This is a genomic window from Rhizobium grahamii (assembly GCF_009498215.1).
GTDB lineage: Bacteria > Pseudomonadota > Alphaproteobacteria > Rhizobiales > Rhizobiaceae > Rhizobium > Rhizobium grahamii_A.
This window is the reverse complement of record NZ_CP043499.1, coordinates 1,021,398-1,045,988: the sequence shown is the minus strand read 5'-3', so window position 1 is coordinate 1,045,988 and position 24,591 is coordinate 1,021,398. Positions and strand designations below refer to the sequence as shown.

The 24,591-nt window shown below is 60.3% G+C and carries 22 protein-coding genes and 1 pseudogene; 13 read left to right on the top strand and 10 right to left on the bottom strand.

What is annotated here, in order from left to right:
• Position 1: 1 nt before the first annotated feature.
• Both hmpA and FZ934_RS23740 read left to right on the top strand, forming a co-directional pair.
• Positions 2 to 1,216, top strand: a complete 1,215-nt coding sequence (hmpA, locus tag FZ934_RS23745; protein WP_153273296.1) for an NO-inducible flavohemoprotein — start codon at positions 2 to 4, stop codon at positions 1,214 to 1,216.
• Positions 1,217 to 1,381: 165 nt separating this feature from the next.
• Entirely contained in the window at positions 1,382 to 1,861 is a 480-nt protein-coding gene (locus tag FZ934_RS23740; protein WP_153273295.1) for a carboxymuconolactone decarboxylase family protein, read from the top strand.
• A gap of 878 nt (positions 1,862 to 2,739) precedes the next feature.
• Here the strand turns inward: FZ934_RS23740 and FZ934_RS23730 are convergent.
• Positions 2,740 to 3,708, bottom strand: a complete 969-nt coding sequence (locus FZ934_RS23730) for an MBL fold metallo-hydrolase (protein WP_153273293.1) — start codon at positions 3,706 to 3,708, stop codon at positions 2,740 to 2,742.
• 409 nt (positions 3,709 to 4,117) lie between these two features.
• Between FZ934_RS23730 and FZ934_RS23725 the strand changes: the two genes are divergently transcribed.
• Positions 4,118 to 4,528, top strand: coding sequence for a cupin domain-containing protein (locus tag FZ934_RS23725; RefSeq protein ID WP_153273292.1), 411 nt, complete (start codon positions 4,118 to 4,120; stop codon positions 4,526 to 4,528).
• Positions 4,529 to 4,616: 88 nt separating this feature from the next.
• On the opposite strand, the gene FZ934_RS23720 is transcribed toward FZ934_RS23725, so the two are convergent.
• The 8 genes and pseudogenes from FZ934_RS23720 to FZ934_RS23685 all read right to left on the bottom strand — a co-directional run bounded on the left by FZ934_RS23720 (position 4,617) and on the right by FZ934_RS23685 (position 13,083).
• Positions 4,617 to 6,341 (bottom strand): ABC transporter substrate-binding protein, encoded by a 1,725-nt coding sequence (locus FZ934_RS23720; RefSeq protein ID WP_153273291.1) that lies wholly within the window; start codon positions 6,339 to 6,341, stop codon positions 4,617 to 4,619.
• 77 nt (positions 6,342 to 6,418) lie between these two features.
• Positions 6,419 to 6,700, bottom strand: a complete 282-nt coding sequence (locus FZ934_RS23715; protein WP_153273290.1) for a DUF2160 domain-containing protein — start codon at positions 6,698 to 6,700, stop codon at positions 6,419 to 6,421.
• Between the two features lie 18 nt (positions 6,701 to 6,718).
• Complete coding sequence (locus tag FZ934_RS23710; protein WP_153274011.1) at positions 6,719 to 7,546, bottom strand: carbohydrate ABC transporter permease; 828 nt, start codon at positions 7,544 to 7,546, stop codon at positions 6,719 to 6,721.
• Positions 7,547 to 7,571: 25 nt separating this feature from the next.
• The gene (locus FZ934_RS23705) at positions 7,572 to 8,438 is read right to left on the bottom strand and encodes a carbohydrate ABC transporter permease (RefSeq protein WP_037178749.1); all 867 of its coding nucleotides are present in this window, start codon (positions 8,436 to 8,438) and stop codon (positions 7,572 to 7,574) included.
• 3 nt (positions 8,439 to 8,441) lie between these two features.
• Positions 8,442 to 9,512, bottom strand: coding sequence for an ABC transporter ATP-binding protein (locus FZ934_RS23700; protein WP_153273289.1), 1,071 nt, complete (start codon positions 9,510 to 9,512; stop codon positions 8,442 to 8,444).
• A 12-nt stretch (positions 9,513 to 9,524) separates the two neighbouring features.
• Positions 9,525 to 10,600 (bottom strand): annotated as a pseudogene (locus FZ934_RS23695) (ABC transporter ATP-binding protein).
• Between the two features lie 44 nt (positions 10,601 to 10,644).
• Complete coding sequence (gene glpD / locus FZ934_RS23690) at positions 10,645 to 12,162, bottom strand: glycerol-3-phosphate dehydrogenase (protein WP_153273288.1); 1,518 nt, start codon at positions 12,160 to 12,162, stop codon at positions 10,645 to 10,647.
• A 120-nt stretch (positions 12,163 to 12,282) separates the two neighbouring features.
• Positions 12,283 to 13,083 (bottom strand): GntR family transcriptional regulator, encoded by an 801-nt coding sequence (locus FZ934_RS23685; protein WP_153273287.1) that lies wholly within the window; start codon positions 13,081 to 13,083, stop codon positions 12,283 to 12,285.
• Between the two features lie 157 nt (positions 13,084 to 13,240).
• Between FZ934_RS23685 and FZ934_RS23680 the strand changes: the two genes are divergently transcribed.
• The 10 genes from FZ934_RS23680 (at position 13,241) to FZ934_RS23635 (ending at position 23,884) form a co-directional block, all read left to right on the top strand.
• A complete protein-coding gene (locus FZ934_RS23680; RefSeq protein ID WP_153273286.1) occupies positions 13,241 to 14,497 on the top strand; it encodes an ABC transporter substrate-binding protein in 1,257 nt (418 codons plus the stop codon).
• Between the two features lie 113 nt (positions 14,498 to 14,610).
• Positions 14,611 to 15,726, top strand: a complete 1,116-nt coding sequence (locus tag FZ934_RS23675; protein ID WP_153273285.1) for an ABC transporter ATP-binding protein — start codon at positions 14,611 to 14,613, stop codon at positions 15,724 to 15,726.
• Positions 15,723 to 16,613 (top strand): carbohydrate ABC transporter permease, encoded by an 891-nt coding sequence (locus FZ934_RS23670; RefSeq protein ID WP_153273284.1) that lies wholly within the window; start codon positions 15,723 to 15,725, stop codon positions 16,611 to 16,613. Before FZ934_RS23675 ends, FZ934_RS23670 begins: the two co-directional genes overlap by 4 nt.
• 2 nt (positions 16,614 to 16,615) lie before the next feature.
• Positions 16,616 to 17,494, top strand: coding sequence for a carbohydrate ABC transporter permease (locus tag FZ934_RS23665; RefSeq protein WP_153273283.1), 879 nt, complete (start codon positions 16,616 to 16,618; stop codon positions 17,492 to 17,494).
• Positions 17,495 to 17,511: 17 nt separating this feature from the next.
• On the top strand, positions 17,512 to 18,006 hold the full coding sequence (locus FZ934_RS23660) for a GNAT family N-acetyltransferase (protein WP_153273282.1): 495 nt from the start codon (positions 17,512 to 17,514) through the stop codon (positions 18,004 to 18,006).
• A 425-nt stretch (positions 18,007 to 18,431) separates the two neighbouring features.
• Entirely contained in the window at positions 18,432 to 19,181 is a 750-nt protein-coding gene (locus tag FZ934_RS23655; RefSeq protein WP_153273281.1) for a GntR family transcriptional regulator, read from the top strand.
• A gap of 130 nt (positions 19,182 to 19,311) precedes the next feature.
• Positions 19,312 to 20,772, top strand: a complete 1,461-nt coding sequence (locus FZ934_RS23650; RefSeq protein WP_432443666.1) for a putative N-acetylmannosamine-6-phosphate 2-epimerase — start codon at positions 19,312 to 19,314, stop codon at positions 20,770 to 20,772.
• Positions 20,773 to 20,811: 39 nt separating this feature from the next.
• Positions 20,812 to 22,140 carry an ABC transporter substrate-binding protein gene (locus FZ934_RS23645; RefSeq protein WP_194273818.1) on the top strand — a complete coding sequence of 443 codons (1,329 nt, stop codon included), beginning with the start codon at positions 20,812 to 20,814 and terminating at the stop codon, positions 22,138 to 22,140.
• Positions 22,141 to 22,193: 53 nt separating this feature from the next.
• On the top strand, positions 22,194 to 23,066 hold the full coding sequence (locus tag FZ934_RS23640) for a carbohydrate ABC transporter permease (protein ID WP_153273279.1): 873 nt from the start codon (positions 22,194 to 22,196) through the stop codon (positions 23,064 to 23,066).
• Positions 23,063 to 23,884 carry a carbohydrate ABC transporter permease gene (locus FZ934_RS23635; protein ID WP_153273278.1) on the top strand — a complete coding sequence of 274 codons (822 nt, stop codon included), beginning with the start codon at positions 23,063 to 23,065 and terminating at the stop codon, positions 23,882 to 23,884. The genes FZ934_RS23640 and FZ934_RS23635 overlap by 4 nt, the downstream gene beginning before the upstream one ends.
• Positions 23,885 to 23,925: 41 nt before the next feature.
• Here the strand turns inward: FZ934_RS23635 and FZ934_RS23630 are convergent, their stop codons facing one another.
• Positions 23,926 to 24,453, bottom strand: a complete 528-nt coding sequence (locus tag FZ934_RS23630; protein WP_153273277.1) for a hypothetical protein — start codon at positions 24,451 to 24,453, stop codon at positions 23,926 to 23,928.
• Between the last annotated feature and the right edge of the window lie 138 nt (positions 24,454 to 24,591).

Here is a 24,591-nt window from a genome sequence, read left to right as displayed (position 1 = left end):
CATGCCCAAGCCCCTGTCACCACGGACAATTGAGCTCGTCAAACTTAGCGTCCCCGCCCTTGCTGCTCACGGTTCTGACATCACCCGCCGCATGTATTCGATCCTGTTCCAGGACGATCACATCCGCGAACTATTCAATCACGCAAATCAAGGAGAAGGCGGCTCCCAGGTCAAAGCGTTGGCGGGTGCCATTTTGGCTTATGCGCAGAACATCGAAAACCTCGGAGCCCTGGTCCCGGTGGTCGAGCGGATAGCCCACAAACATATCGGCTATCACATACTTCCCGAGCATTATCCGTTCGTCGCCAAGGCACTCCTGTCGGCTATCGCGGACGTATTGGGCGAAGCAGCTACGCCCGAACTCCTCGATGCCTGGGGAGAGGCGTACTGGTTTCTGGCGGATATCCTGAAAGAGAGAGAGCTGGAAATCCGAACCCAGCTCGAAGCCCAAACTGGTGGATGGAGCGGTTGGCGTGCGTTCAGGATCGAGGCAAAGATCAGGGAAAGCAGCGTGGTCACTTCATTTATCCTTCGGCCTGAGGACGGTCGGCCGGTCGTGCGGCAAAAGCCCGGACAGTACCTGACAGTCCGCCTTCCGATTGCGCCGGGAGAAACCGTCAAGCGCAACTATTCGATATCAAGCGCTCCTAACAATGAGACGTACCGGATATCGGTAAAGCGCGAGACCAACGGGCAGGGAGCGTCCAAATATCTCCACGATCAGATGGATGTTGGCGCGGTTCTCGAAGTCACCCCTCCGGCGGGCGATTTCTATTTGCCCGAGGAACCGCCGAGGCCTGTGGTGCTCCTCTCCGGCGGTGTTGGATTGACGCCGATGGTCAGCATTCTCGAGGCGATCTCATCGGAGTATCCCGAGCTTGAAACGCATTTCGTGCATGGTGCGCTCAACAGTCAAACCCACGCTATGGACCGGCACGTTCGCAAGCTGGCGAGCAATCACGGCCGCGCGACCGTGAAGACGTTCTATAGCGAGCCCACCGCGGAAGATGCGGAAGGACTGTCTCACGATCACGACGGCTTCGTTACCGTTTCATGGCTTAAGGAAAATACGCCGTTTGACGCGGCGGACTTCTACATTTGTGGCCCGAAGGGGTTCCTGTCCGCGTTGGTTTGGGGCCTTGTTAAAGAAGGCATTCGTCCGGACAGAATACACTATGAGTTCTTCGGGCCGACAACCGAGCTCATCGCGGCCTGAAATCAAGTGTTCCCGGCGGCGCATTGCCCCGCCGGGAACACGCTGCGCGCGTAACCCCAACGCGTGTATAGCTATCCTGATCCCGCGCCGTGTCCCACGATTAGTGCGGCCCGCAGACCTGGTGGTCGCGAGGGCACTCAACACACATCAAAGTGGAAGAAAACGATGACACAGCGGATCAACTACGCGCAGCTCTCGCCCGAGCTTTTCAAGGGACTCATGGGCTTCAGCACAGAAGTGAAGAACGGCTCCATCGAGCAATCCATCATCGATCTAGTCGACATTCGTGCCTCCCAGATCAACGGATGCGCATTCTGCCTCGACATGCACTCGAAGGAAGCCAAGATCCACGGCGAGCGCGAACTGCGGCTCTACCACCTTGCGGCGTGGCGCGAGTCCACGCTCTTCAGCCCGCGCGAGCGTGCCGCGCTTGCATGGACGGAAGCGGTCACCAAGCTGCCCGAAGGCGGCATTCCCGACGAACTCTACGAACGGGTCCGCGGTCAGCTTTCCGAGAAGGAAATCTCCGACCTGACCTTCCAGATCATGGTCATCAACAGCTGGAACCGCGCGAGCGTTGCGTTCCGCGCAGTTCCTGGCTCTGCTGACAAGGCGTTTGGCCTCGACAAGGCAGGCCTCGCATAACAACGCAGTGCGCATGCGGTCGGGGAACCGGCCGCATGCGTCCGAGCCGAACACCGTCCAGCTTTTTGACGCTGAGTCGAAGAACGGCTGCCTGTCCGACCTCAAGCATTGGCTTTACGCTGGCCCCGGCCGGATCCAATAGCCGGCGGCGGACAAGCCAAAAAAGGACGGAACAATCAACGATACCGGCACTGGCCAGCAAATCCGTAGCGATAGCCACACGCCTTATAGCAGATATGTCCAGACCGAGGTCCTGTACACGCCACAGGAGTTCGTCAGCGACAGCCCTGCCGAACCTGCATTTCTCGCCGACGCACAGATCAGTGAGAGCTAGTGGGCTCCATCAGCAGCGAACTCGTAACTGTGCAGACCAAGCTCCCCAACGATTGCATCGCGGCGACAAATCGCGTCCTCCGACGGATCATAAGCCACATGGAAGCATTCCGCCAACTGACGATCGCTTTCCTGGCTAACGCTGGCGGAGTTGGTGCCCAGAACATGCACGTCGAAGGCCGAGCCGGTGCGCCGCTGACAAGATCGGCAATGGCACAGGGCGACCATCGCTGGCGGGCCGTTGGTGGTTGCCGATAGTTCGCCGCAGCAGCATGTCGCCAGCGGTGTCATGTCATGCTCGCAATCTAGTCAATACCATCATGATCAAGATGCCGGCGCTCGACCGACCGGGATCCCAAGCACTTGGTGAAAGCGAACAATGGATGTCCGGCTATTGCCGGACATCCAATCTCACATCGAATTTTGGACAGCTGCTGCTGCCGCAAATGCCACCGCACTTTCCCCGTTCAGAGGATGTCATTTCAACGGTGGAACGTTCCGCCTCCTCGAGATCGTCAAACCGATCTCCGGAGTTGCGGTTTTCTTCAGTAATCCCAGAAGACCGGGACCCACCGGAATGCGTCGCCGGCGACGGCGACGCGGCCGAGCGATGGGAATGGCAAATGGGTGGCGACGAGAAGCTCACCGGTTCCGGCGAGTTTACGCAGGAGATTGATGCGGACACGGGCGGCCTCCTCGGGGTCGTGTTCGAAACCGTTGAACCATTCCGGCTGGTCGAACCCGACCGCGAAGATTGCATCGCCGGCGAACGTCAGTGCCTCGTTGCCCGAAGCCAGGCGAACGATGCAGTGACCTGGGGTATGGCCGCCGGTGCGGCGGGCGATGACGCCAGGTGCGATTTCCTGCTCGTCCTTGAAGGTCCGAAGGTTATTCCTGTAGTCCGCGAGGAAGCGCTTTGCAGTTGCGCGCAAGGCGTCCGGGAAGCCGTCCGGCATACGCGTCCTTGTGAAGTCGGGGTTCTCCCAGAAATCGACTTCTGCCTGAGCAACGTGGATGCGCAGATCGGGGCGGAGGCGTTCCTTGATGCCGCCGACGACGAGGCCGCCAACGTGGTCCATGTGCATGTGGGTGAGGACGATGTCAGTAACCGAACCGAGATCGATGTCCGCGGCTTGCAGGCGCTGGATCAATTGGCCGGCGCGAGGAAGGTTGAGGTTCGGATCGAGGCCGAGGCCCGCGTCGACGAGGATTGTCTTGTCACCGCTCTTAACGACAACCGCGTTTAGCGGCCAGTCGAACGCATCCGGCGGCAGGAACATATCCGCCATCCAGTTCGCCCGAACGGTAGCGTCCGCATTGTGCCCCATCATTTCTGTCGGCAGAGGCAGGACGCCATCGCTGACAACCATGACGTCGATATCGCCGATCTTCAGAGCATAGCGCGAAGGCACCAGCTCCTCGGCTCCCTTCTTGCCCGGATGAAAAGTGGTGTCCGCCGGGACTTTAAGCTGCTTGACAGCCGACGGATGGTTTTCGGTTGGTGCTTGCGACATAACGCACTCCTGTGTTGGTTCGACGCTCGGCCAATCGCTTGCCCTCGGCAGGCCACGGATTTCGTTTGGTGCGAAGGCCCGGGGGCTGCGCTTGTTTCAGACGCTGAAGACCCCGTGGATGGCTGGGAAAGAAGTACAGGTGCCGTCGTTAGCCGGTAATCCAAACTTAGGTTTTATGGATATCGCCGGCCGTGGTGGCCCGCAAAGATGGATGCTTGCACATAGAGGCACGAGGACGCGATCTGCGAGTATCTGACGATAGTGCTGGCGAACTCGACGGTGCGAAGCCGAACGTTCAACGGGTTTCAGCGAATACGGCAAACCTTCGTTTATCTCAAAACTGAGCCATCAATTCTGTAATGTAAGCCAACCGTCCAGCCTGCAACGCAGCAAAGAGGAGATGCAAACCATGCTTAAAACACTCTCGGTCGTACTCGTCGCTTCGTTGATAGCAATGCCTGCTCTTGCTGCTGATAAACCGCATAACGCCAAAATTACCGTGGTTTTCGACCATGCATTGCCGAACGTCCCCGGTAAAAGCCTTCGTGGTGTCCTCGTTGAATACGGCCCAGGCGGCTCAAACCCCTCGCATACTCATGCGAAGAGCGCGTTTATTTATGCGACCGTGATTGAGGGGAAAATCAAAAGCCAGGTGAACGACGGCGAGCCCAAGGTCTACAATACCGGCGAAAATTGGATCGAGGCACCCGGCGATCATCACAAGATCAGCGCCAATGCCAGTGATACCGAGGACGCCGAAATCCTGGCGGTTTTCGTCGTCGATACCGCAGAGACCGAACTGACGACCCCGGACAAATAGGATTGCTAAGGCGATACCGTACGCTACCTGGCATCGGGATTCCAGGTTCGATCGGCCGGGGACGTTGATCCCCGGCCGAGGCAGCCCGTTAGTTGGACTGCCAGCTCTTGACCAGTTCGTCATAGTTGACGGTGACCGGCTTTTCCTTCTCGTTCTCGATCTTCAGCTGGGGAGCGAGGTTGCCCTTGGCGACCGCGTCCTTGTTCCAGTATTCGAGATCATGTTCCTCGGCGAGCTTCGGACCGATATCGCCCTGGACCTTGGCGCGCTCCAGGCGCTGCAGGACCTTTTCCTGCTCGGCGCAAAGCGAATCCATGGCTTCCTGGGCGGTCTTGGCGCCGGAGGACGCATCGCCCACGGCCTGCCACCAGAGCTGTGCCAGCTTCGGATAGTCGGGAACGTTGGTGCCTGTTGGAGACCACTGGACGCGGGCCGGCGAGCGGTAGAACTCGACCAGACCGCCGAGCTTCGGGGCGCGCTCCGTGAAGCTCTTGTCGCGAATGGTGGACTCACGGATGAAGGTCAGGCCAACATGGCTCTTCTTCACATCGACCGTCTTCGAGGTCACGAACTGCGCGTAAAGCCAAGCGGCCTTGGCGCGGTCGTCGGGCGTCGACTTCATGAGCGTCCAGGAACCGACGTCCTGATAGCCGAGCTTCATGCCGTCTTTCCAGTAGACGCCATGCGGGCTGGGCGCCATGCGCCATTTCGGCGTGCCGTCCTCGTTGACGACAGGCAGCCCCGGCTTGACGGCATCGGCGGTGAACGCCGTGTACCAGAAGATCTGCTGCGCCACTTCACCCTGCGCCGGCACCGGGCCGGATTCGGAGAAGTTCATGCCCTGCGCTGCCGGCGGTGCATAGGCTTTCAACCAATCCAGATACTTCTGGATCGAATAGACGGCAGCCGGACCATTGGTATCGCCGCCGCGCGCCACGCACGAACCGACCGGACGCGAGTTCTCGTCGACCTTGATACCCCATTCATCGACAGGCAGACCGTTCGGCAGACCCTTGTCGCCGTTGCCGGCCATCGAAAGCCAGGCATCGGTGAAGCGCCATCCGAGCGACGGGTCCTTCTTGCCGTAATCCATGTGGCCGAAGACCTTCTTGCCGTTCACTTCACGGCCGGTGAAGAATTCGGCGATGTCCTCATAGGCCGACCAGTTGACCGGGACGCCGAGATCGTAGCCGTACTTCGCCTTGAAATCGGCCTTGTTCTTCTCGTCGTTGAACCAGTCGTAGCGGAACCAGTAGAGATTGGCGAACTGCTGGTCGGGAAGCTGGTAGAGCTTCTTGTCCGGCGCGGTCGTGAACTTGGTGCCGATGAAGTCGTTGATGTCGAGGCCAGGATTGGTGACGTCCTTGCCTTCCTTCTCCATCCAGTCGGTCAGCGAGCGGGCCTGCTGGTAGCGCCAATGGGTACCGATCAGGTCCGAGTCGTTGACATAGGCGTCGTAGATGTTCTCGCCGGACTGCATCTGCGTCTGCAGCTTCTCGACGACGTCGCCTTCGCCGATCAGGTCATGCGTGATCTTGATGCCGGTGATGGCGGTGAAGGCCGGAGCCAGCACCTTCGATTCATACTCGTGCGTGGTCAGCGTTTCGGAGACGACCTTGATATCCATGCCGGCGAAAGGCTTCGCCGCATCGATGAACCACTGCATTTCCTTTTCCTGGTCGGCGCGGGAAAGCGAAGACAGCTCGCCCACTTCCTTGTCCAGGAATGATTTCGCTTCGTCCATGCCGGCGTAGGCGGAGCCCGCCATGGCCAGCAAGATGCCTGCTGTTGTCGCTAGTAGATGCCGTCGCATGATATCCTCCCAAGGTTTTGCGATTGCAGTCTTAACGTCAGGCGGCCAGTACCCCCGGCCATCTGTATCTCCCCGGACTAGACGTAGCGGAACACGCCGATGGCGTAGACTACGGCAAGCCCGAGAGCCCACCACAGGTTGGGCCCGACGAGGCTCAACCATGCGAGATGAATGAACGCTGCTCCCAGCAGCGATATGAAGAGACGGTCTCCCCGTGTCGTCTCGAACCGCAGGACTCCCACCCGCGGCGAGCCGCCCGGCGCCAGATACTCCCAGACGCTCATGCCGATCAGAAGCACGAGGATCGTCAGGAAGAACAAGGCAGTCGGCAGCGTCCACGCCATCCAGGAAAAGTTCATGTCGGGTCTCCTCCCTTGTCAGACGCGGCCGAGCGCAAAGCCCTTGGCGATGTAGTTGCGGACGAAATAGATGACGAGCGCACCGGGAATGATGGTCAGCACGCCTGCTGCCGCCAGCACGCCCCAGTCCATGCCCGAAGCCGAGACCGTGCGCGTCATGATCGCCGAGATCGGCTTTGCCGCGGTGGTCGTCAGCGTGCGGGCAAGCAGCAGCTCCACCCACGAGAACATGAAGCAGAAGAAGGCCGCCACCCCGATCCCCGATGCCACCAACGGCATGAAGATGCGGATGAAGAAACGCGGGAACGAGTAGCCGTCGATATAGGCCGTCTCGTCGATCTCCTTCGGCACGCCGGACATGAAGCCTTCGAGGATCCAGACCGCCAGCGGCACGTTGAACAGGCAGTGCGCCAGCGCGACCGCGATATGGGTGTCGATCAGGCCGAATGCCGAATAGAGCTGGAAGAACGGCAGCGCAAAAACGGCCGGCGGGGCCATGCGGTTGGTGAGCAGCCAGAAGAACAGGTGCTTGTCGCCGAGGAACCGGTAGCGCGAGAAGGCATAGGCAGCGGGCAGTGCCGCCAGCACCGAGATCACCGTGTTCATGACCACATAGGTGATCGAGTTGATGTAGCCGTTGTACCACGACGGATCGGTGAAGATGATCGTGTAGTTCCTGAGCGTCGGGTTCTGCGGCCAGAGCGAGAAGGTGCCGGTGATCTCGGCATTCTCCTTGAAGCTCATGTTGACCAGCCAGTAGATCGGCAAGAGCAGGAAGATGATGTAGACGGTCGAGACGACCCAGGAGAAGTTGCCGGCCGGCTTGTATTTCATCGTCTTTGTCATGGATTGGGCCATGGTCCTCTCCTCCTCACGCGTTCTCGTCGCCGCTGGTCATCACGGTGTAGAAGATCCATGAGAGCAGCAGGATGATCAGGAAGTAGATGATCGACATCGCAGCCGCCGGACCGAGGTCGAACTGACCGACGGCCATCTTCACCAGATCGATCGACAGGAAGGTGGTCGAGTTGCCGGGGCCGCCGCCGGTGACGACGAAGGGTTCTGTATAGATCATGAAGCTGTCCATGAAGCGCAGCAGTACGGCGATCAGAAGCACGCGCTTCATCTTCGGCAGCTGGATGTAGCGGAACACCGACCAGCGCGACGCGCCATCGATCTTCGCCGCCTGATAATAGGCATCCGGGATCGACACGAGGCCGGCATAGCACAACAACACCACAAGGCTCGTCCAGTGCCAGACGTCCATGACGATGACGGTGATCCACGCATCAACAGGATCGCGGACGTAGTTGTAGTCGAGCCCGATCGCCTCCAACGTATGGCCGAGCAGGCCGATATCGACGCGACCGAACACCTGCCAGATGGTGCCGACGACGTTCCACGGGATCAGTAGCGGCAGCGCCATCAGCACGAGGCAGACGGGCACGCCGATCCCCTTCTTCGGCATGTTGAGCGCGATGAAAATGCCGAGCGGGATCTCCAAAGCCAGGATGATGAGCGAGAAGGCAAGGTTGCGTTGCAGTGCCGCCCAGAAGCGGTCGGACTGCAGCGTCTGCACGAACCAGTCCGTGCCCGCCCAGAAGAACTCGTTGTTCCCGAACGTATCCTGCACGGAATAATTGACGACGGTCATCAGCGGTATCACCGCCGAGAAGGCGACCAGCACCAGCACCGGCAGCACCAGAAACCAGGCCTTGTTGTTCCAGGTCTTGTTCATGGCTCAGCCCTCCCTGCCGACGCGCCAGGAATTGGCATAGATGTTGATGGCGGCGGGATCGAAGGTCACGCGCGCCTCTGCCGGGATCTCGGAATCCTCGGTCACGACGATCGCGATCGGCTGTCCCTCGAACGTCGCACGAACGATCTTCTGCCGGCCGATATCCTCGACGCGGTTGATTGTAATAGGCATTCCCTCGCGCCCGATGCGAATGAATTCCGGCCGGATGCCGAGCTCGGTCTTGGCACCCGTCGCAGTCTTCGGCGCGTAGTCGAGGGACAAGGTCTCGCCGCCGACAGTCGCACGGTTGCCGTCGAGCTTCGCGGGAAGGACGTTCATGCCGGGAGAACCGATGAAATAGCCGACGAACGTATGGCTCGGCCGCTCGAATAGCTCGGACGGCGTGCCGATCTGCACGATCTCGCCCTCGTACATGACCACCACCTTGTCGGCGAAGGTCAGCGCTTCCGTCTGGTCGTGCGTGACATAGACCATGGTGAAGCCGAACTGCTTGTGCAGCCGCTTCAGTTGCGACCGCAGCACCCATTTCATATGCGGATCAATGACGGTCAGCGGCTCGTCGAACAGGATGGCGTTGACGTCGTTGCGCACGAGGCCGCGACCGAGAGAAATCTTCTGCTTCTGGTCGGCGGTCAGCCCCTGCGCCTTGCGCCGCGCCATAGGCATGAGATCAATCATCTCCAGGATATCGCGAACACGACGATCCACCTCGGGTTCCGCAACGCCGCGATTGCGCAGCGGAAAGGCAAGATTGTCGTATACGGTCATCGTGTCGTAGATGACGGGAAACTGGAACACCTGCGCAATGTTTCGCGCCTGTGTCGGCAAGTTCGTCACATCCTTGCCATCGAACAGGATGCGCCCGTGTGACGGCTGCAGCAGGCCGGAGATGATGTTGAGCAGCGTCGTCTTCCCGCAGCCTGACGGTCCAAGCAGCGCATAGGCGCCGCCGTCGTTCCACTCGTGGTCGACTTCGCGCAGCGCGTAGTCCTTGTCCGATGTCGGGTTCGGCCCGTAGGCGTGGCGGATGTGGTCGAGCGTGATGCGTGCCATGTCCCTGCCTCCTCAAGCCGTTACGCCGGACGCAATCGCGCGCCCGTCAGTGTCGAACGCCATCAGGTGACGCACGTCGAGAAACACATCGATGTCCGTATCCGGGTCGATGTCGTGAATGCCATGCGCCAGCATCACCCAGCGCACGCCATCATAGTCGAGATAGACGAAGCTCTCGGAGCCGGTGATTTCGGAAAGCTGCGTGCGCGCCTTGAGGCGCACCGCCCCCGGGGTCTGCTCGGAAAGACCGAGGTGATGCGGATGAAATGCAACCGTCACCGGCCCATCCCCCATGCCCGCAAGGTGGCCTGGAACGGCAAAAATCTCGGCGTTCTGGCGTTGGAAAACGCCGCCAGCTTTTACCACGTCAATGAAGTTGAGCGGCGGATCGGCAAAGGTCTTGGCCGTTATCAGGTCCAGCGGCTTGCGGTAGACGCTGATGGTTGGGCCGAACTGCGTGACGCGCCCTTCCGATAGCGTCGCGGTATTGCCGCCGAGGAGCAGCGCTTCCGAAGGCTCGGTCGTGGCATAGACGAAGATGGCACCCGATTGCGCGAAGATCTTCGGCAATTCCGCGCGCAGTTCCTCGCGAAGCTTGTAGTCGAGGTTGGCAAGCGGCTCATCCATCAGCACGAGGCTGGCGTTCTTGACCAGGGCGCGGGCAAGCGCCGTGCGCTGTTGCTGCCCGCCGGAGAGGTTGAGCGGCGTGCGGTCGAGATAGGGCGTCAGCCGCATGAGGTCGGCAGCCTTGCGCACCTCGCGGTCGATGGTCGCGGCATCCTTGCCTGCGATGCGCATCGGCGAGGCAATATTCTCATAGACGGTAAAGGCCGGATAGTTGATGAACTGCTGGTACACCATCGCAACGTTGCGCTTCTGCACCGGCATGCCGGTGACGTCGACGCCGTCGAAATGAATGGAACCGCTGGTCGGACGATCGAGCCCGGCCATCAGTCGCATCAACGAAGTCTTGCCGGAGAGCGTCGCCCCAGCAGCACATTCAGCGTGCCTCGTTCAAACGCAAGACTGGTTGCGTGGATATGATAATCCGCGCCCACCATCTTTGCGGCGTTCCGCAATTCTAGCATTCCGGTTCCCGTGCCTCCTCACAGCGGGGACCACATGCCGCTTCTTATCCGGCCATCTGAGCCGGTAGCGCGGCGATGTACTCCTCCAATAACCCAGCCTGCTCCTTGGTCAGGCGCAGGCCTTCCTTCGTTCTCCTCCAGAGCACGTCATCGGCGTGCCTGGCCCATTCATGCTCGATCAGGTAGCGGACTTCAATCTCATAGAGATCGCCACCGAAACAGTGCCCCAGATCTTCGGTATTTTTCGCCTGTCCGAGCAACGCAGCCGCCTTTGTTCCGTAGCAACGCACCAGTCGGCGGGCGTGCCGATTTGCGAGGAACGGATAGCGACCCTTCAGATCACCGACTTGCGCCTCATAGCCGGTCGCCGCAAAATCGCCGCCCGGCAGGCGGCCCTTCGCCGTCCACGGCGCACCCTTGGGGCCGATGGCCGTAGCGATCTTTTCCAGCGCGTGTTCCGCCAGCCGCCGGTATGTCGTCAGCTTGCCGCCAAAGACATTCAGCAGAGGTGCGCTTGCCCCGTTGCCTTCGACGATCAACACGTAGTCGCGCGTTGCTTCCTGTGCTTTGGAGGCGCCGTCGTCGAACAGCGGCCGCACGGCGGAATAGGTCCAGACGATGTCGTCGGCTACGATGGGCTCCTTGAAATACTCGTTTGCCGCATTGCAGAGATAGGTCGTCTCTTCCTCGGTGATCCTTACATCTTTTGGATCAGCCAAATAGTCGCGATCGGTGGTGCCGATCAGCGTGAAGTCCTGTTCGTAAGGTATCGCGAAGATGATCCGATTGTCCGGGTTCTGAAAGAAATAAGCTCGAGGATCATCAAACTTCTTCCGCACGACGATATGGCTGCCCTGCACCAGCCGCACATGCTGAGCCTCGTTCTGTCCGATGGCCGAGTGAATGACCTGATCGACCCACGGGCCGGCTGCATTCACCAGCATTCGCGCTTGAAAACTGCTCTGTTGGCCGCTGGCGGTGTCGACCGTCTCAATCGACCAAAGGTCATTCTTGCGTCTGGCCGCGACGACTTTCGTTCGCGGCATGATCAGTGCGCCGCGGTCGGCTGCGTCCCGTGCATTCAGGACAACCATGCGGGCATCATCGACCCAGCCGTCCGAGTATTCGAAAGCCTTGGTGAAGATCGCTTTCAGTGGTTTGCCGGCCGGATCGCGACGCATGTCCAAAACTTTGGTTGGCGGCAACAATTTCCGCCCGCCGAGGTGATCGTAGACAAACAGCCCAAGACGAATAAGCCATGCCGGACGGATGCCGCCCTTATGGTAGGGAAGCACGAATCGCATCGGCCGAATGATGTGCGGCGCCGTTGCCCAAAGCACCTCACGCTCCATCAGCGATTCACGCACGAGCCTAAACTCGTAGTGCTCGAGATAGCGAAGTCCGCCATGGATGAGTTTGGTCGCGCCGGATGATGTTCCCGAAGCGAAATCGTTCATTTCTGCAAGTGCGACCGAATAGCCGCGCCCGACTGCATCACGGGCGATCCCACACCCGTTGATGCCTCCGCCGATGACAAAAAGATCGTAAATCTTCCGGCTCACGTTCCCCCTCCGAGCCAAGATTGCGAAAGTTAGTGCAGTTAAAATGAAGATTATTCGAATGTCAAACGAATGTGGATGTGTTTGAGCACCTGGCAGGTATTCGGGGCGGCTACCATCACGTCAGTACTGTGTAAAATCTCCAGTCTCGGACTGCAGCAGTGTCAGCGGATACCGGGCGGGATGATGCACGAGGGCCGTCATGTTGACCGGCCGGTTCCGGTCACCGAAGGCGATCTGGTCGACGGTGAGGACGGCTGCGGGCGGTGACAGTTGCAGAAGGCGTGCCTCGTTCTCATCCGCGAGCCGAGCACTCAGCGTCGTTTGTCCGCGCTTTGGAAAGATGCCGTAGCGTTCGCGCAACTCCTCATAAAGCGAGCGGTTTGCGATTCCCCAATCCAGATCAAGCAGCCCGGGAACGCGCGCAGCGGGGATCCAGTCGGTCTGGATGACGGCCGGAATATTGTCGAGCAGGCGTAGTCTCGACAGAAGGACGACCTCGGCGCCGGGCGCGAGAAACAGCGGACGGCTGATTTCGAGCGGCGCACGCACGAGGCTCGCTTCGATCAGCTGGTGGCCGGGATTGTGACCATTGGCCAGCGCGATGCTGGTGAAGCTCTTGAGGACCTGCAGTTCGAAGCCGCCGCCGCCACGCTCGGCGACATAGAGCCCTTTTCCCGGCTGGCTATGCACCACGCCTTGCTGAATCAATTCGCGAATCGCGTGACGGATGGTGATGCGGCTGACGGCGTAGAGATCGACAAGTTCCCGCTCGGAAGGAAGCTTGCCGCGCAGTGGCAGTCGGCCATCGCTGATCGCCGCCAGCAGCGCCGCATAGACCTGCTTATGCAGTGGACGGGGGTCGTCGCGATCAATCACGCCTTGTTTGGCAACCAATGTGTCTTCAGTCTCGAGAGTCTTCAAATTCGGTTGTCCTCTGGTCTGCCTGCCGGCCTCGCTATCCTCAACGCAATTCTTTGAAAAGTCCATGTTGACATAACTGGTCATAACCAGTCCTATTGTCGTAAGGGACCGAAGAGTTCCGACGATGCCAAGCTCGATAACAATCAAGGGAACCATCATGCTTAAGAAGAGCCTTGCTGCCCTCGCATTCTCCGCCGCCCTCTGGAGCGGAACGGCCAGCGCCGAGACGATTTCCGTCTTCTGCGCGCCGACGGAGTTCGAACTCTGCACGAACGTCGCCAATGCCTGGAAGGAAAAGACGGGCAACGAGGCGAAGATCAACAAGATGCCCGCGTTGCTTGACGACGCGATCCCGATCTACCAGCAGCTTCTTGCGGCCAAGTCGACCGACATCGACGTTCTCTTCCTCGACGTGATCTGGCTCGGCATGTTCAAGAACGGCCTGCTTGATCTGAAGACGGTGATCCCACAGGCGGACCAGGACAAGCATTTTGCCTCCACGCTCAACGCCGCCAAGCTGGATGGCCACCTGATCGCCATGCCCGCCTATATGGACGTCGGGCTGATGTTCTATCGCAAGGATCTTCTGGAGAAGTACGGCAAGCAGCCGCCGAAGACCTGGGATGAACTCGCTGCATCCGCGAAGGAGATCCAGGACAAGGAACGCGCTGCCGGCAATGCCGAAATGTGGGGCTACGCCTGGCAGGCGAAGAGCTACGAAGGCCTCACCTGCGATGCGATCGAACTGGTTGCGTCGAACGGCGGTGGCACGATCATCGCCGACGACGGCAAGGTGACGATCGACAATCCGAAGGCGGCCGAAGCAATTGAAAAGGCCAAGGGCTGGATCGGATCGATCAGCCCGGAGGGAACCCTGAACTACGACGAAGAAGCCTCGCGCGCTGTCTTCGAATCCGGCAATGCAGTCTTCCATCGCAACTGGCCTTATGTCTGGGGCACGTCGCACAAGGAAGGCAGCGCAATCGTCGACAAGGTCGGCGTGATGCCATTGCCGGTCGGCGCGGAAGGCCAGAAGTCGAGCGGTTGCCTCGGCCCGATGTATTACGGCGTCTCGAAGTACAGCTCCAAGCCCGATGTGGCCGCCGACTTCGTGAACTTCATCACTGGTCCCGACATGCAGAAGAAGCGGGCGCTGCAGGATGCGGTCAACCCGTCGATCCCGGCGCTCTACAGCGATACCGAGGTTCTGGCGAAGATCCCGTTCCTGAAGGACAACCAGCAGGCCTTCGCAGACAGCGCCGTGCGTCCGTCTGGTTATACCGGCACCAGCTATAACCGCGTATCGCAGGCCTTCTATCGCGCGGTCCACGATATGCTCTCCGGCAGCGGCGATATCAAAGCCGGGCTGACGTCACTGGCAGGACGGTTGGAAAAACTCAAGGAAAGCCGTTGAGCGTAGTCTGAACGCGGGGAGGGCGAGCTCGAATGAGCCTGCCCTTCCGACGCGTGCCGCCGATCGCCGCTGATAAGCGGCGAACCTTTCATTGTGATAAGTCCGGGTGAAAAATGGCTTCGGTTTCTCTTGAATCCGTATCGAAGAACTATGGTACGCATACTGTCATTCAGGGCGTCGACCTGCAGATCAACGACGGTGAGTTTGTGGTCTTCGTCGGCCCGTCGGGCTGCGGCAAGTCGACACTTCTCCGTATCGTCGCGGGCCTGGTCGCGGCCTCGAAGGGAGTTGTGACGATCGGCGGAGAGGATGTGACCGATGTCCCGGCGTCAAAAAGAGGCGTCGCGTTCGTTTTTCAGTCCTATGCGCTTTACCCTCACATGAGCGTCGCCCGGAATATCGGTTTCGCCCTGGAAACGCTGGGCGTCGCCAAGGATGCGATCAATCAGAAGGTTTCAGCCGTTGCGCGCATGCTCAAGGTCGATCACCTCATGGAGCGCCGGCCCCGCGAGTTGTCCGGCGGCCAGCGGCAGCGCGTGGCGATCGGGCGGGCCCTGGTGCGGCAGCCGGAGATATTCCTGTTCGACGAGCCGCTCTCCAACCTCGATTCCGATCTTCGGATGGAAATGCGCATGGAGATCGCCAAGCTTCACGACGATCTGAAGACCACGATGATCTACGTTACCCACGACCAGTCCGAAGCGATGACGCTCGCGGATCGGATCGTCGTCCTCAACCATGGTCGCATCGAGCAAGTGGGAACACCGCAGCAGCTCTACCATACGCCCGATAATCGGTTCGTGGCGGGTTTCATCGGCAGTCCGCGGATGAATTTCCTGGCCGTTTCGGCGCAGACGGGAGCCAATGCCGGAGCGATTGTCGGCCCCGGGAATCTCTCCCTCTCGTTGGTCGCGCAAAATCCGTCGGGACCGATCGCGGAGATCGGCGTCCGTCCGGAAGCCCTGCGCCTCGTCGCCGAAGCGGATGGCCGCCTTGCCTGCACGCTGGAGCGTGTCGAGGACCTTGGTCATGAGCATTTCGGCTATTGCCGGATCACGGACGAGACTGTCTGGGTCGTCAGGCTCCCGACCGCGCCTTCGCCGGACAAGATCGGCACGCGCGTCGGGCTTGATTTTGCAGACTCCGCCATTTTCGCATTTGCCGCCGCCGGCAAGCGCGTCCTGCTGAGCAGCGCGTCGGCTGGTATCGGGCAGGGGCGTGAACCATGAGCGCCAAACTTGCTCGCCGTGATCACCGGGCCGCATGGCTCTTCCTTATCCCTGTCACCGCAGTCATTCTTCTCGTAGCCGTCTGGCCCTTGAGCAGAACCTTTTTCTTCTCGTTCACCGATGCCTATCTCGATGATCCTTCCGTCTACTCCATGGTCGGTCTGGATAATTTCATGGAGGTCATCAACGATCACAGCTGGTGGGTTGCCGTAAAAAACACGCTTGTCTTCACGGTAATCTCGGTCGCCATCGAGACCGTGCTCGGCCTCGCGATCGCGCTTCTGCTCAACGAGGTCATTCCCGGCCGAGGTCTGGCGCGCGCCGCCATTCTCGTGCCGTGGGCCATTCCTGTGGTCGTTGCCACCAAGATCTGGGAGTGGATGCTGAACGACCAGTTCGGCGTCATCAACAAGATCCTGTCAGGGCTCGGGCTGGTCGATCATGGCATCGCCTGGACGGCCAGCAGCTCGCTGATCATGGGCGTGGTCATCTTCATCGACGTGTGGATGACGACACCTTTCATGGTCCTGCTGATCCTTGCCGGCCTCCAGCTGATCTCGCCGGAAATCTTCGAAGCCGCCGAGGTCGACGGCATCCCGGCCTGGAAGCGTTTCTGGTCGATCACCCTGCCGATGCTACGGCCGGCGATTGGGGTGGCGGTTTTGTTCCGCGTTCTCGATGCGCTGCGCATGTTTGACCTTGCGTATGTTCTGGCGGCCAGCAACGAGAACGTCATGACGGTATCGATCTACGCGCGAGACCGGTTGATCAGCTTCCAGGAACTCGGGGTCGGCTCCGCTGCATCGACATGGGTCTTCCTGCTCGTTGCGCTGGTCGCGATCATTATCATCGGGGCGCTTCGCCTCGACCGGGCGGCGGGGACATGAACATGGCAAATGCAATCGCCCAACGATCCCTGCGCAAGCCGGCGTCCTACTACAGAATGAGGCGACGTGTTGTCAGAGGACTGCAAATCTTCGCACTCCTTCTGGTGCTCATTTACACGTTGTTTCCCTATTATTGGGCATTCGTCTCGTCGACGAAGCAGGGGGCGGCGCTCTATCGCTCGGCACTCCTGCCGGCGCTCGATTTCACCTACTACCGGCAGTTGATCGACAATCCGGTCTTCATGAGTTCTCTTGTGAACTCGGCTTACGTCGCGGTGTCTACCACCTTGCTGTCGCTGATCATCGGCCTTTCGGCAGCCTATGCGCTCGGCCGGATCGAATTCCCGCAGCGCCGGGCCGTGCTGATGATCATCCTGATGATCTCGATCTTCCCGCAGGTCGTGGTCCTCTCGGGCATGTTCGAGCTGATCAACTGGTTGGGGCTGTTCAATCGCCCGAGTGCACTGATCCTCACCTATCTCCTGTCAACAGTGCCATTCACAACGTGGATCCTGACGACGTTCATCCGGGAGTTTCCTCGCGAACTGGAGGAAGCCGCCATCATCGACGGCTGCTCGCATTTCCGTATCCTCATGAAGATCCTGCTGCCGCTGATGGGGCCGTCGCTCGCCAGCACCGGCATTCTTGCCTTCATTCTGGCCTGGAACGAGTTTCTGTTCGCGCTGACCTTCACCCTTACCGACGAGAACCGCACGGTGCCTGTCGCAATCGGCCTGATCGCCGGCACCAGCCGCTACGAATATCCCTTCGGACAGATCATGGCGGCTTCCGTCACGGTTACGCTTCCCCTTATCGCCGTGGTGCTTTTCTTCCAGAGGCGCATCGTTGCCGGCCTGACCGCTGGCGCGGTCAAGGGCTGACATAGAAAGGAAAAAACATGGACATGCTGGTCAAGCTCTACGAGCTGAAACGTGATCCGGCACTGGATAGCCGCATGGTAAGCCAAGGCGTCGTGATCAGGCGCGTGCTGCCGCCGGAACTGCCGGTGCTGACGTCGTGGATCGAGCCGCGTTTCGGGGCAGGGTGGGCGGCTGAAGCGACCGCCGCGACAATGCGCCAGCCGACAACGTGTTTCATTGCGATCAAGGACGAACGGCTGATCGGCTTTGCCTGCCATGACGCGACCGCGAAGGGCTTCTTCGGCCCGACCGGCGTCGATGAGGCGGCACGAGGGAAGGGCGTCGGCCATGCCCTGCTGCTGGAAACGCTCCTGGACATGTATGCGCAGGGATACCCGTATGGCGTGATCGGCGGAGCAGGCCCGATGGAATTCTATCGCAGAAGCGTTGGCGCCATTCCGATCGAAGGGTCGGTGCCTGGCATCTACCGCGGTATGCTGCCACAGGCGCAGCCGAATGAGGTCTCCGACTAAGCTGGCAGGCCTACAGGCAGGCACAGTGTCGAGACGCCGGAAGCGGGTGTAAGGTGTGACCTGGATCGTGTTTGAGCTGTGAAGCCGCTATACGATCCAGGGCGCCAGAGCCATTTCATCGCATACTTGAACGTACTTGAGTTTCCATGCGCGGCGCTCTCGCGGGACTTAGCAGTGTGCCTCGGCGCGGTCGGCCTTCGACGATCTGGCGCATAACTTCGAAAACAACTCCCTCGGCTGTAGCGCTCCTTCTGCTTCCTTACGCCTGAGTTCACTTTAGAGCCGTTGCATCCGTCGGCCGTTTCCCCGACGGCAGAAGAGCTTCCCGCTTTCTCTAAGGCGGGCTCCATCAAGTCCCAATTGTCACCGACCGATAATACCAGTATATGTCCAACCGATTTTTTTAACGGGCGTTGGCGAATTTTATGGCTCAGAACCAGGTGATCGATGCGATCGAGAAATCACTTGATCAGATCCCGGGGAATATACCCCTCTACAAGCGGTTGAAGCTCGCCATCGAGAAAGCGATCCAGACGCAGACGTTCCAGTCGGGCAGTGTGCTGCCGGGTGAGCGGGTGATTGCGTCTTCTCTTTCCCTGTCGCGCGTCACCGTCCGCAAGGCGCTGTCGTTGCTGGAGGAAGAAGGGTTGCTCAGCCGTCGCCACGGCTTCAAGACCGAGATCGGATCGCGCGTCGAAAAGTCTCTGGCGACCCTGACCAGCTTCTCCGAGGATATCCGCGCCCGGGGCCAAGTGCCTGGGTGTATTTGGATATCGAGGCAGATTACCCGCGCATCATCGACTGAAATGATGGCGCTTGGGATCGCCGGAGACGCAAATGTCGTCAGGATCAAGCGCATCCGGACTGCCAATTCGCTTCCGATTGCGGTGGAGACCTCGGTGGTTCCGGTCCGCTTCCTGCCGTCGCCGCACCTGGTCGACCAATCGCTTTACGAGGCGCTGCAAGCTCGTGGCTTCCTGCCCGAGCGGGCGGTTCAGCGCATGCGCTCGCGGCCGGCAACCGCCGACGATGCGACCCATCTTCACTGCGAAGCCGGAGCGCCACTTCTCGTGACGGAACGCCGCTGCTTCCTGGGAGATGGGCAGATCGTCGAATTGTGCGAGACCCGATACAAGGGCGACGTCTTCGATTTCGTCTTCGAACTCCGAAGATAATACCAGTCATAAACTGGTTGCCATCTGGTATTTTCCAATTATCGTGATGCCCGAAATGGAGCATCCCGTGACGCACGAAGACCTGAAGAACGCCCTCATCGTTTCCTGCCAGCCGGTTCCCGATGGTCCGATGGATGATGCCGCGTTCGTCATCGGCTTCGCCAATGCCGCCGCGGCGGCAGGTGCTGCGGCGGTGCGGATCGAATCCGTTGCTTACGTGAAGGCGGCCCGCCCGCATGTGGCTGTTCCAATCATCGGGATCGTCAAGCGCGATCTGGATGACAGCCCGGTTCGCATCACACCCTTCATCGCCGATGTCGAAGATCTTGCCGATGCCGGTGCCGATATCATCGCCTTCGACGCCACCGATCGTGTCCGCCCGGCAGCCTTCAGCGCGCTTGTCGCTGCGGCAAAGGCCAAGGGCAAGCTGACGATGGCCGACTGCTCCTCGTTCGAGGACGCCAAGCGGGCGCTGGCGGAGGGTGTCGATTTTGTCGGAACCACGCTCTCGGGTTATGTCGGCGGGCCTGAGCCGGTCGATCCGGATATCGCCCTGATTGCGGCAATGCGGACGCTGACACCCCACGTCATCGCCGAAGGCCGCATCCGCACGCCGGAGCAGGCGGCCGAAGCGGCGTCCGCCGGCGCCTTCGCCGTCGTCGTCGGCTCGGCAATTACACGCACCGAACACGCGACGACGTGGTTTCACGAGGCCGTCAGTGCCGCGTTCTCGCAGCGTGAGGACGCCGACAAGCCCGTACTCGCCATCGACATCGGCGGCACGAAGACGATGGTGGCGCTGGTCCAGGGTGACAAGGTCATCGATGAGCGCATTGTGCGAACGCAGCGCGAGGAAGGGCCCGACGCCTGGCTGGATGCCATCGCAGCGGAGATCAGCGGGTGGAGCGGCGGGTTTGCTCGCGCAGGCATTGCCGTCACTGGTTTCGTGGAAAATGGCTGCTGGTCCGCTCTCAATCCGGCGACGCTTGGCATTCCCGACAGTTATCCGCTGATCGAGCGCGCAACCGCGCGCCTTGGCGCACCAGCCTTCGCCGTCAACGACGCCCAGGCAGCAGCCTGGGGCGAACACCGGTTCGGCGCCGGCCGCAGGGAAGACATCGTCTTCCTGACGATCTCGACGGGGATCGGCGGCGGTATCGTCATCAACGGCAAGCTTGCCTCCGGTCTCGCCGGCCATTTCGGCCTGACCCGAAGCGCCTCGCATGGCGCGGCCCCGCTCGAGGATCTGACCTCGGGTCTCTGGATCGCACAGCAGGCAAGGGACGCCGGCCACGCTGTCGATGCGGTGACGGTCTTTGCCGAAGCGGCGGCCGGGTCCGCATGGGCAAAGACGATCGTCGAACAGTCGGCGGCGCAAGTCGCGCTCCTTTGCCGCGACATCAAGCTGATGCTCGATCCCCAACGCATCGTCATCGGCGGCGGCATCGGCCTCGCGCCCGGCTATCTCGACCTCGTGCGTGGGAAGATCGGCGGCCTCAACGCCCGGATCACGCCTCACCTCGTCGCGGCGGAACTGGGCAGCCGCGCGGGCATAATCGGCGCTGCGGACCTGGCGCGGCAGCATCGTTAGAAATCGATCAGATAAGCAACCAAAGAAAGAAAGGGAACAATGATGAAACTGCAAAAGATAATCGCTCCGGCTCTCGCCACGCTTCTTTCAAGCGCGGCTCTGCCGGGCCTCGCCAATGCCACCGTCACCGTGCTGGGCTGGCCGGGCGGATCGGAAGAGACCGCCCTTCGCGCGACCGTAGAAACCTACAACAAGTCCGCGTCCGACGCCGACAAGGTCGAGCTTCTGTTCTTCAACCGCGACGGCTTCTACGACAAGCTGCAGGCTGACATGGCGGCCGGATCGGACGCGTTCGACATCAATCTCGTCGCCACCTACACCATTGGCCGTTACGCGCCTTACATGGAACCCGTGGATCTTGGACCCGACGCCGCGAAGGTCTTCGGCGATTCCGTCCTGAAGACCATGCAGTTCGACGGCAAGCAGTATGGCGTGCCGACGGATCTGTCGCTGCATTTCATGTATTATCGCAAGGACCTGATCGACGCCCTGCTGAAGGACGATGCGGCGAAGAAGACCTATTCCGAGCTTGCCAAGAAGGTGCTCGGCAAGGATCTGCAGCCGAAGGATCCCGACAGCTGGACCTGGGACGACTGGGCGGCAACTGCGCTCTATTTCTCCAAGCAGGCCAATCCGGATAGCCCGGTTCGCTACGGCACAGTGCTGCAGATGAAGAACCTGCTGTTCAACATGATGGTGTTCCAGTCGCTGCCGCGCTCCTATGGCGCAAACTGGATGGACGACAGCGGCAACGTCACCGTCGATTCGGACGCCTACAAGACCGGCTTGCAGCTCTACAAGACCCTCTACGATGCCGGTGCCTCGCCAAAGGATTCGCTGAGCTACGAATATCCTGAAACCAATGCCGCCTTCGCCGCCGGCCAGGCTGCAACGGCTCTGCAGTGGAATGCCGCAGCCGCCGACCTCACCAGCGCCGACAAGTCGCCGGCCGTGGCTGATGTAACGGGCATCGTCGCACCGCCGGCCGGTCCGAACGGTCGCGCCGACCACATTCACGGCCTTGGTCTCGGCCTCAACAAGAATGCCAAGAACAAGGAAGGGGCCATCAAGTTCCTGAAATGGTTGGCAACCGAGGATGCGGCCCTGACTTACGCGCGCGGCGGCGGTTCGCCGGCCCTGATGCCCGATATCGTGGCGAAGATCGCGTCGGAACGCCCCGATCTCGTCAAGCTTGGCGAATTCGCCAGTAAGTACGGCTACGTCATGAACGGCGCAACGTCGGCCAATGCGCTCTCTGTCTACGAGTTGCAGGCCAAGGAGTTCACCGGCTACTGGTCGGGCCAACAGAGCCTTGAGGACGCTCTTGCTCATACCAAGACCGGTATGCAGGATCTCCTCAAGAAGTAACCTCGATCCGGATGTCGGGCCAAGCCCGGCATCCCTCCATCCGGCGGACCGAAATGGCTATCGTATCACGTGCAGAAGGCAGGGCTTATCTGGTGCCGCTTATCGGCTTCCTGCTGCTCTTCCTGGGCTTTCCGGCCCTCGTTAACCTGATCTATTCGATCTCGACCGTCGGTTTCCAGAACCTGCGCAGCCCGACGATCACCGGCTTCGGCAACTATCTCGCCGTATTGCAGGACCGCTCCTTCTGGAAGGCAACGTCCTTCTCCTTCACGTTCGGCCTGATTACGGCGATCGCGGAGTGCGGGATCGGGCTGTTTCTCGCGATTTTCCTGGCGCCGCTGCTTGCGAAGCGCTCGGTCCTGATGGCGCCGCTGATGCTGCCGCTGATGGTCGCGCCGGCGATGATCGGTCTGATGTACCGGCTCGTGCTGCACGAGTTCGCCGGGCCCGTTCCCTACTATCTTTTCCTCTGGTTTGGCGACAGCCCGGCCTTCCTCGACGTCAACAACGCCTTCAAAACGCTCCTTGTCGTCGAGACGCTGCAGTGGACGCCGTTCGCCTTCCTGCTCTTTTATGTCGCCTATTCGGCAATTCCGCTCGATGTCCGTGAGGCGGCCTCGCTCGATGGCGCCTCGGCCTGGCGCATTCTGTGGCTAATAGACCTGCCGCTAATGACGCCGACGCTGGTCATTGCCTTCTTCATCCGCTTCATCGACGGCTTCCGTGTGTTCGACAACGTCTATGCGCTGACCGGCAGCGGCGCTGGCGGCTCGACGACATCGCTGTCCATCTACATCTACCAGGCCTTCTTCAAGGACGGGTTGATCGGCAAGGCGGTTGCGGCCTCGGTCGTGCTGTTCATTGCCTCCCTCGCGGTGCTCTACGGGTTGAACTGGCTGGCCGGTCGCAGGAGGAAGGCAGCATGATCAACGCACTTCGTTGGATCGTCTTTGCGATCGCCGCGCTTGCGATGAACTTTCCGATCATCGTCACGCTCGTCACCTCGTTCAAGAGCGCACGGGAGCTGTCCAGCAATGCCGGCCTGTGGATCAACCAGCCGACGCTCGCCAACTATGCGCGCGTGCTGACCCAGACGGATCGTTTCAATATCTATTCCTACCTGCTGAACAGCACGATTGCGGCTGTGCTCGGCACCGGGCTTGCAATCCTGCTCTGCCTGCCGGCGGCCTACGCCATCGCAAGAAGCGATGTCGGCCGACGGGTGATGTTGCCGCTGGTCATCAACCTGCGAGCCGTGCCGCTCATCATCTTCGCGATCCCGCTCTACATGATGTATCAATGGCTCGGACTGCTCGACACGCAGATTGGCCTGGGACTGATCCTGACGATCGTCAATATCCCGCTCGCCCTCGTCATGCTGGTCAACGCGATCAATGACGTGCCGCTCGAACTCGACGAGGCGGCGCGGATCGACGGTGCATCATCCTTCCAGGCGATGGTTCGCGTCATCACGCCCGTTATCCGCCCGGCGCTCATCACGGCGTTCATCTTCGGCTTCATCACCGCATGGAACGAGTTCCTGTTCGGCCTGATGCTGACCACCAACAAAGCGGTGCCCATGACAGTCGGCGCCTCCTTCTTCTTCGCCGCCAGCGGCGGCGGCGTGCAGTGGGGCGTCGCGTCGGCAGTGATGGCGCTCGGCGCGCTTCCTCCCGCCCTGCTTGGGCTTCTGATGTATCGGCAGATTTCCGGCTCGATGACTGCCGGCGCGGTGAAGGGCTAGCGAGGCCGCCATTGCTTGGATCCAATGGCGGCTTTGCAAAATCAGCCGTTGCCGATGAGCTTGCTCGCCATGATCACCTCATTCTTGTTCCAATGAGTGGACTGGCATGCAGGTGGTTTCTCGCCCAGCAATGCTGATGTCCGGCATTTGATCATGGCTGCCAGTGGCATGGTCTGGTCGGAACGAGCACTTTTCTGGCGTGACGCTCCTCCGGAACCGGAGGATGAACCGGAAACCGAGGCAACGGTCGGGGCACCGGGCGTAATCACTTTGGGGCCCTTTCCGGCAGCTGCCGGAGAACCGTTCCCAATGATTTTTCCAGCAAGAATAATGATCTTTTTTGCCGCAGCGATGTCGTCCGGTGTCGGTGCGTTAACACCGGACCTCTCGACGCTGATCGGTTGAGCGAGGCAAGCGATCCCCTGTCCCAACTCCGAATTGCGGCTAGCGCTGGCAGGATTCAACAACTCCGCAGTGAGACTGGCTGAGCAGTCCTCAGCACTTGCGGAGCCGTAATATCCGAGAAAAAATGCTGATGCCGCCATGGCGGCAAGATATAGCCTTCGCATCTCCATCCCCCTTAGATAGCATATATTAGTAATATCGCATATAGGTGGAGCGGAGTCACGTCATCAAACGCGCCGGTGCGTGTATTCAATCTCCGGATGAGTGACCACTGCCCAAGCGACATCCATGCCGGATTTCTG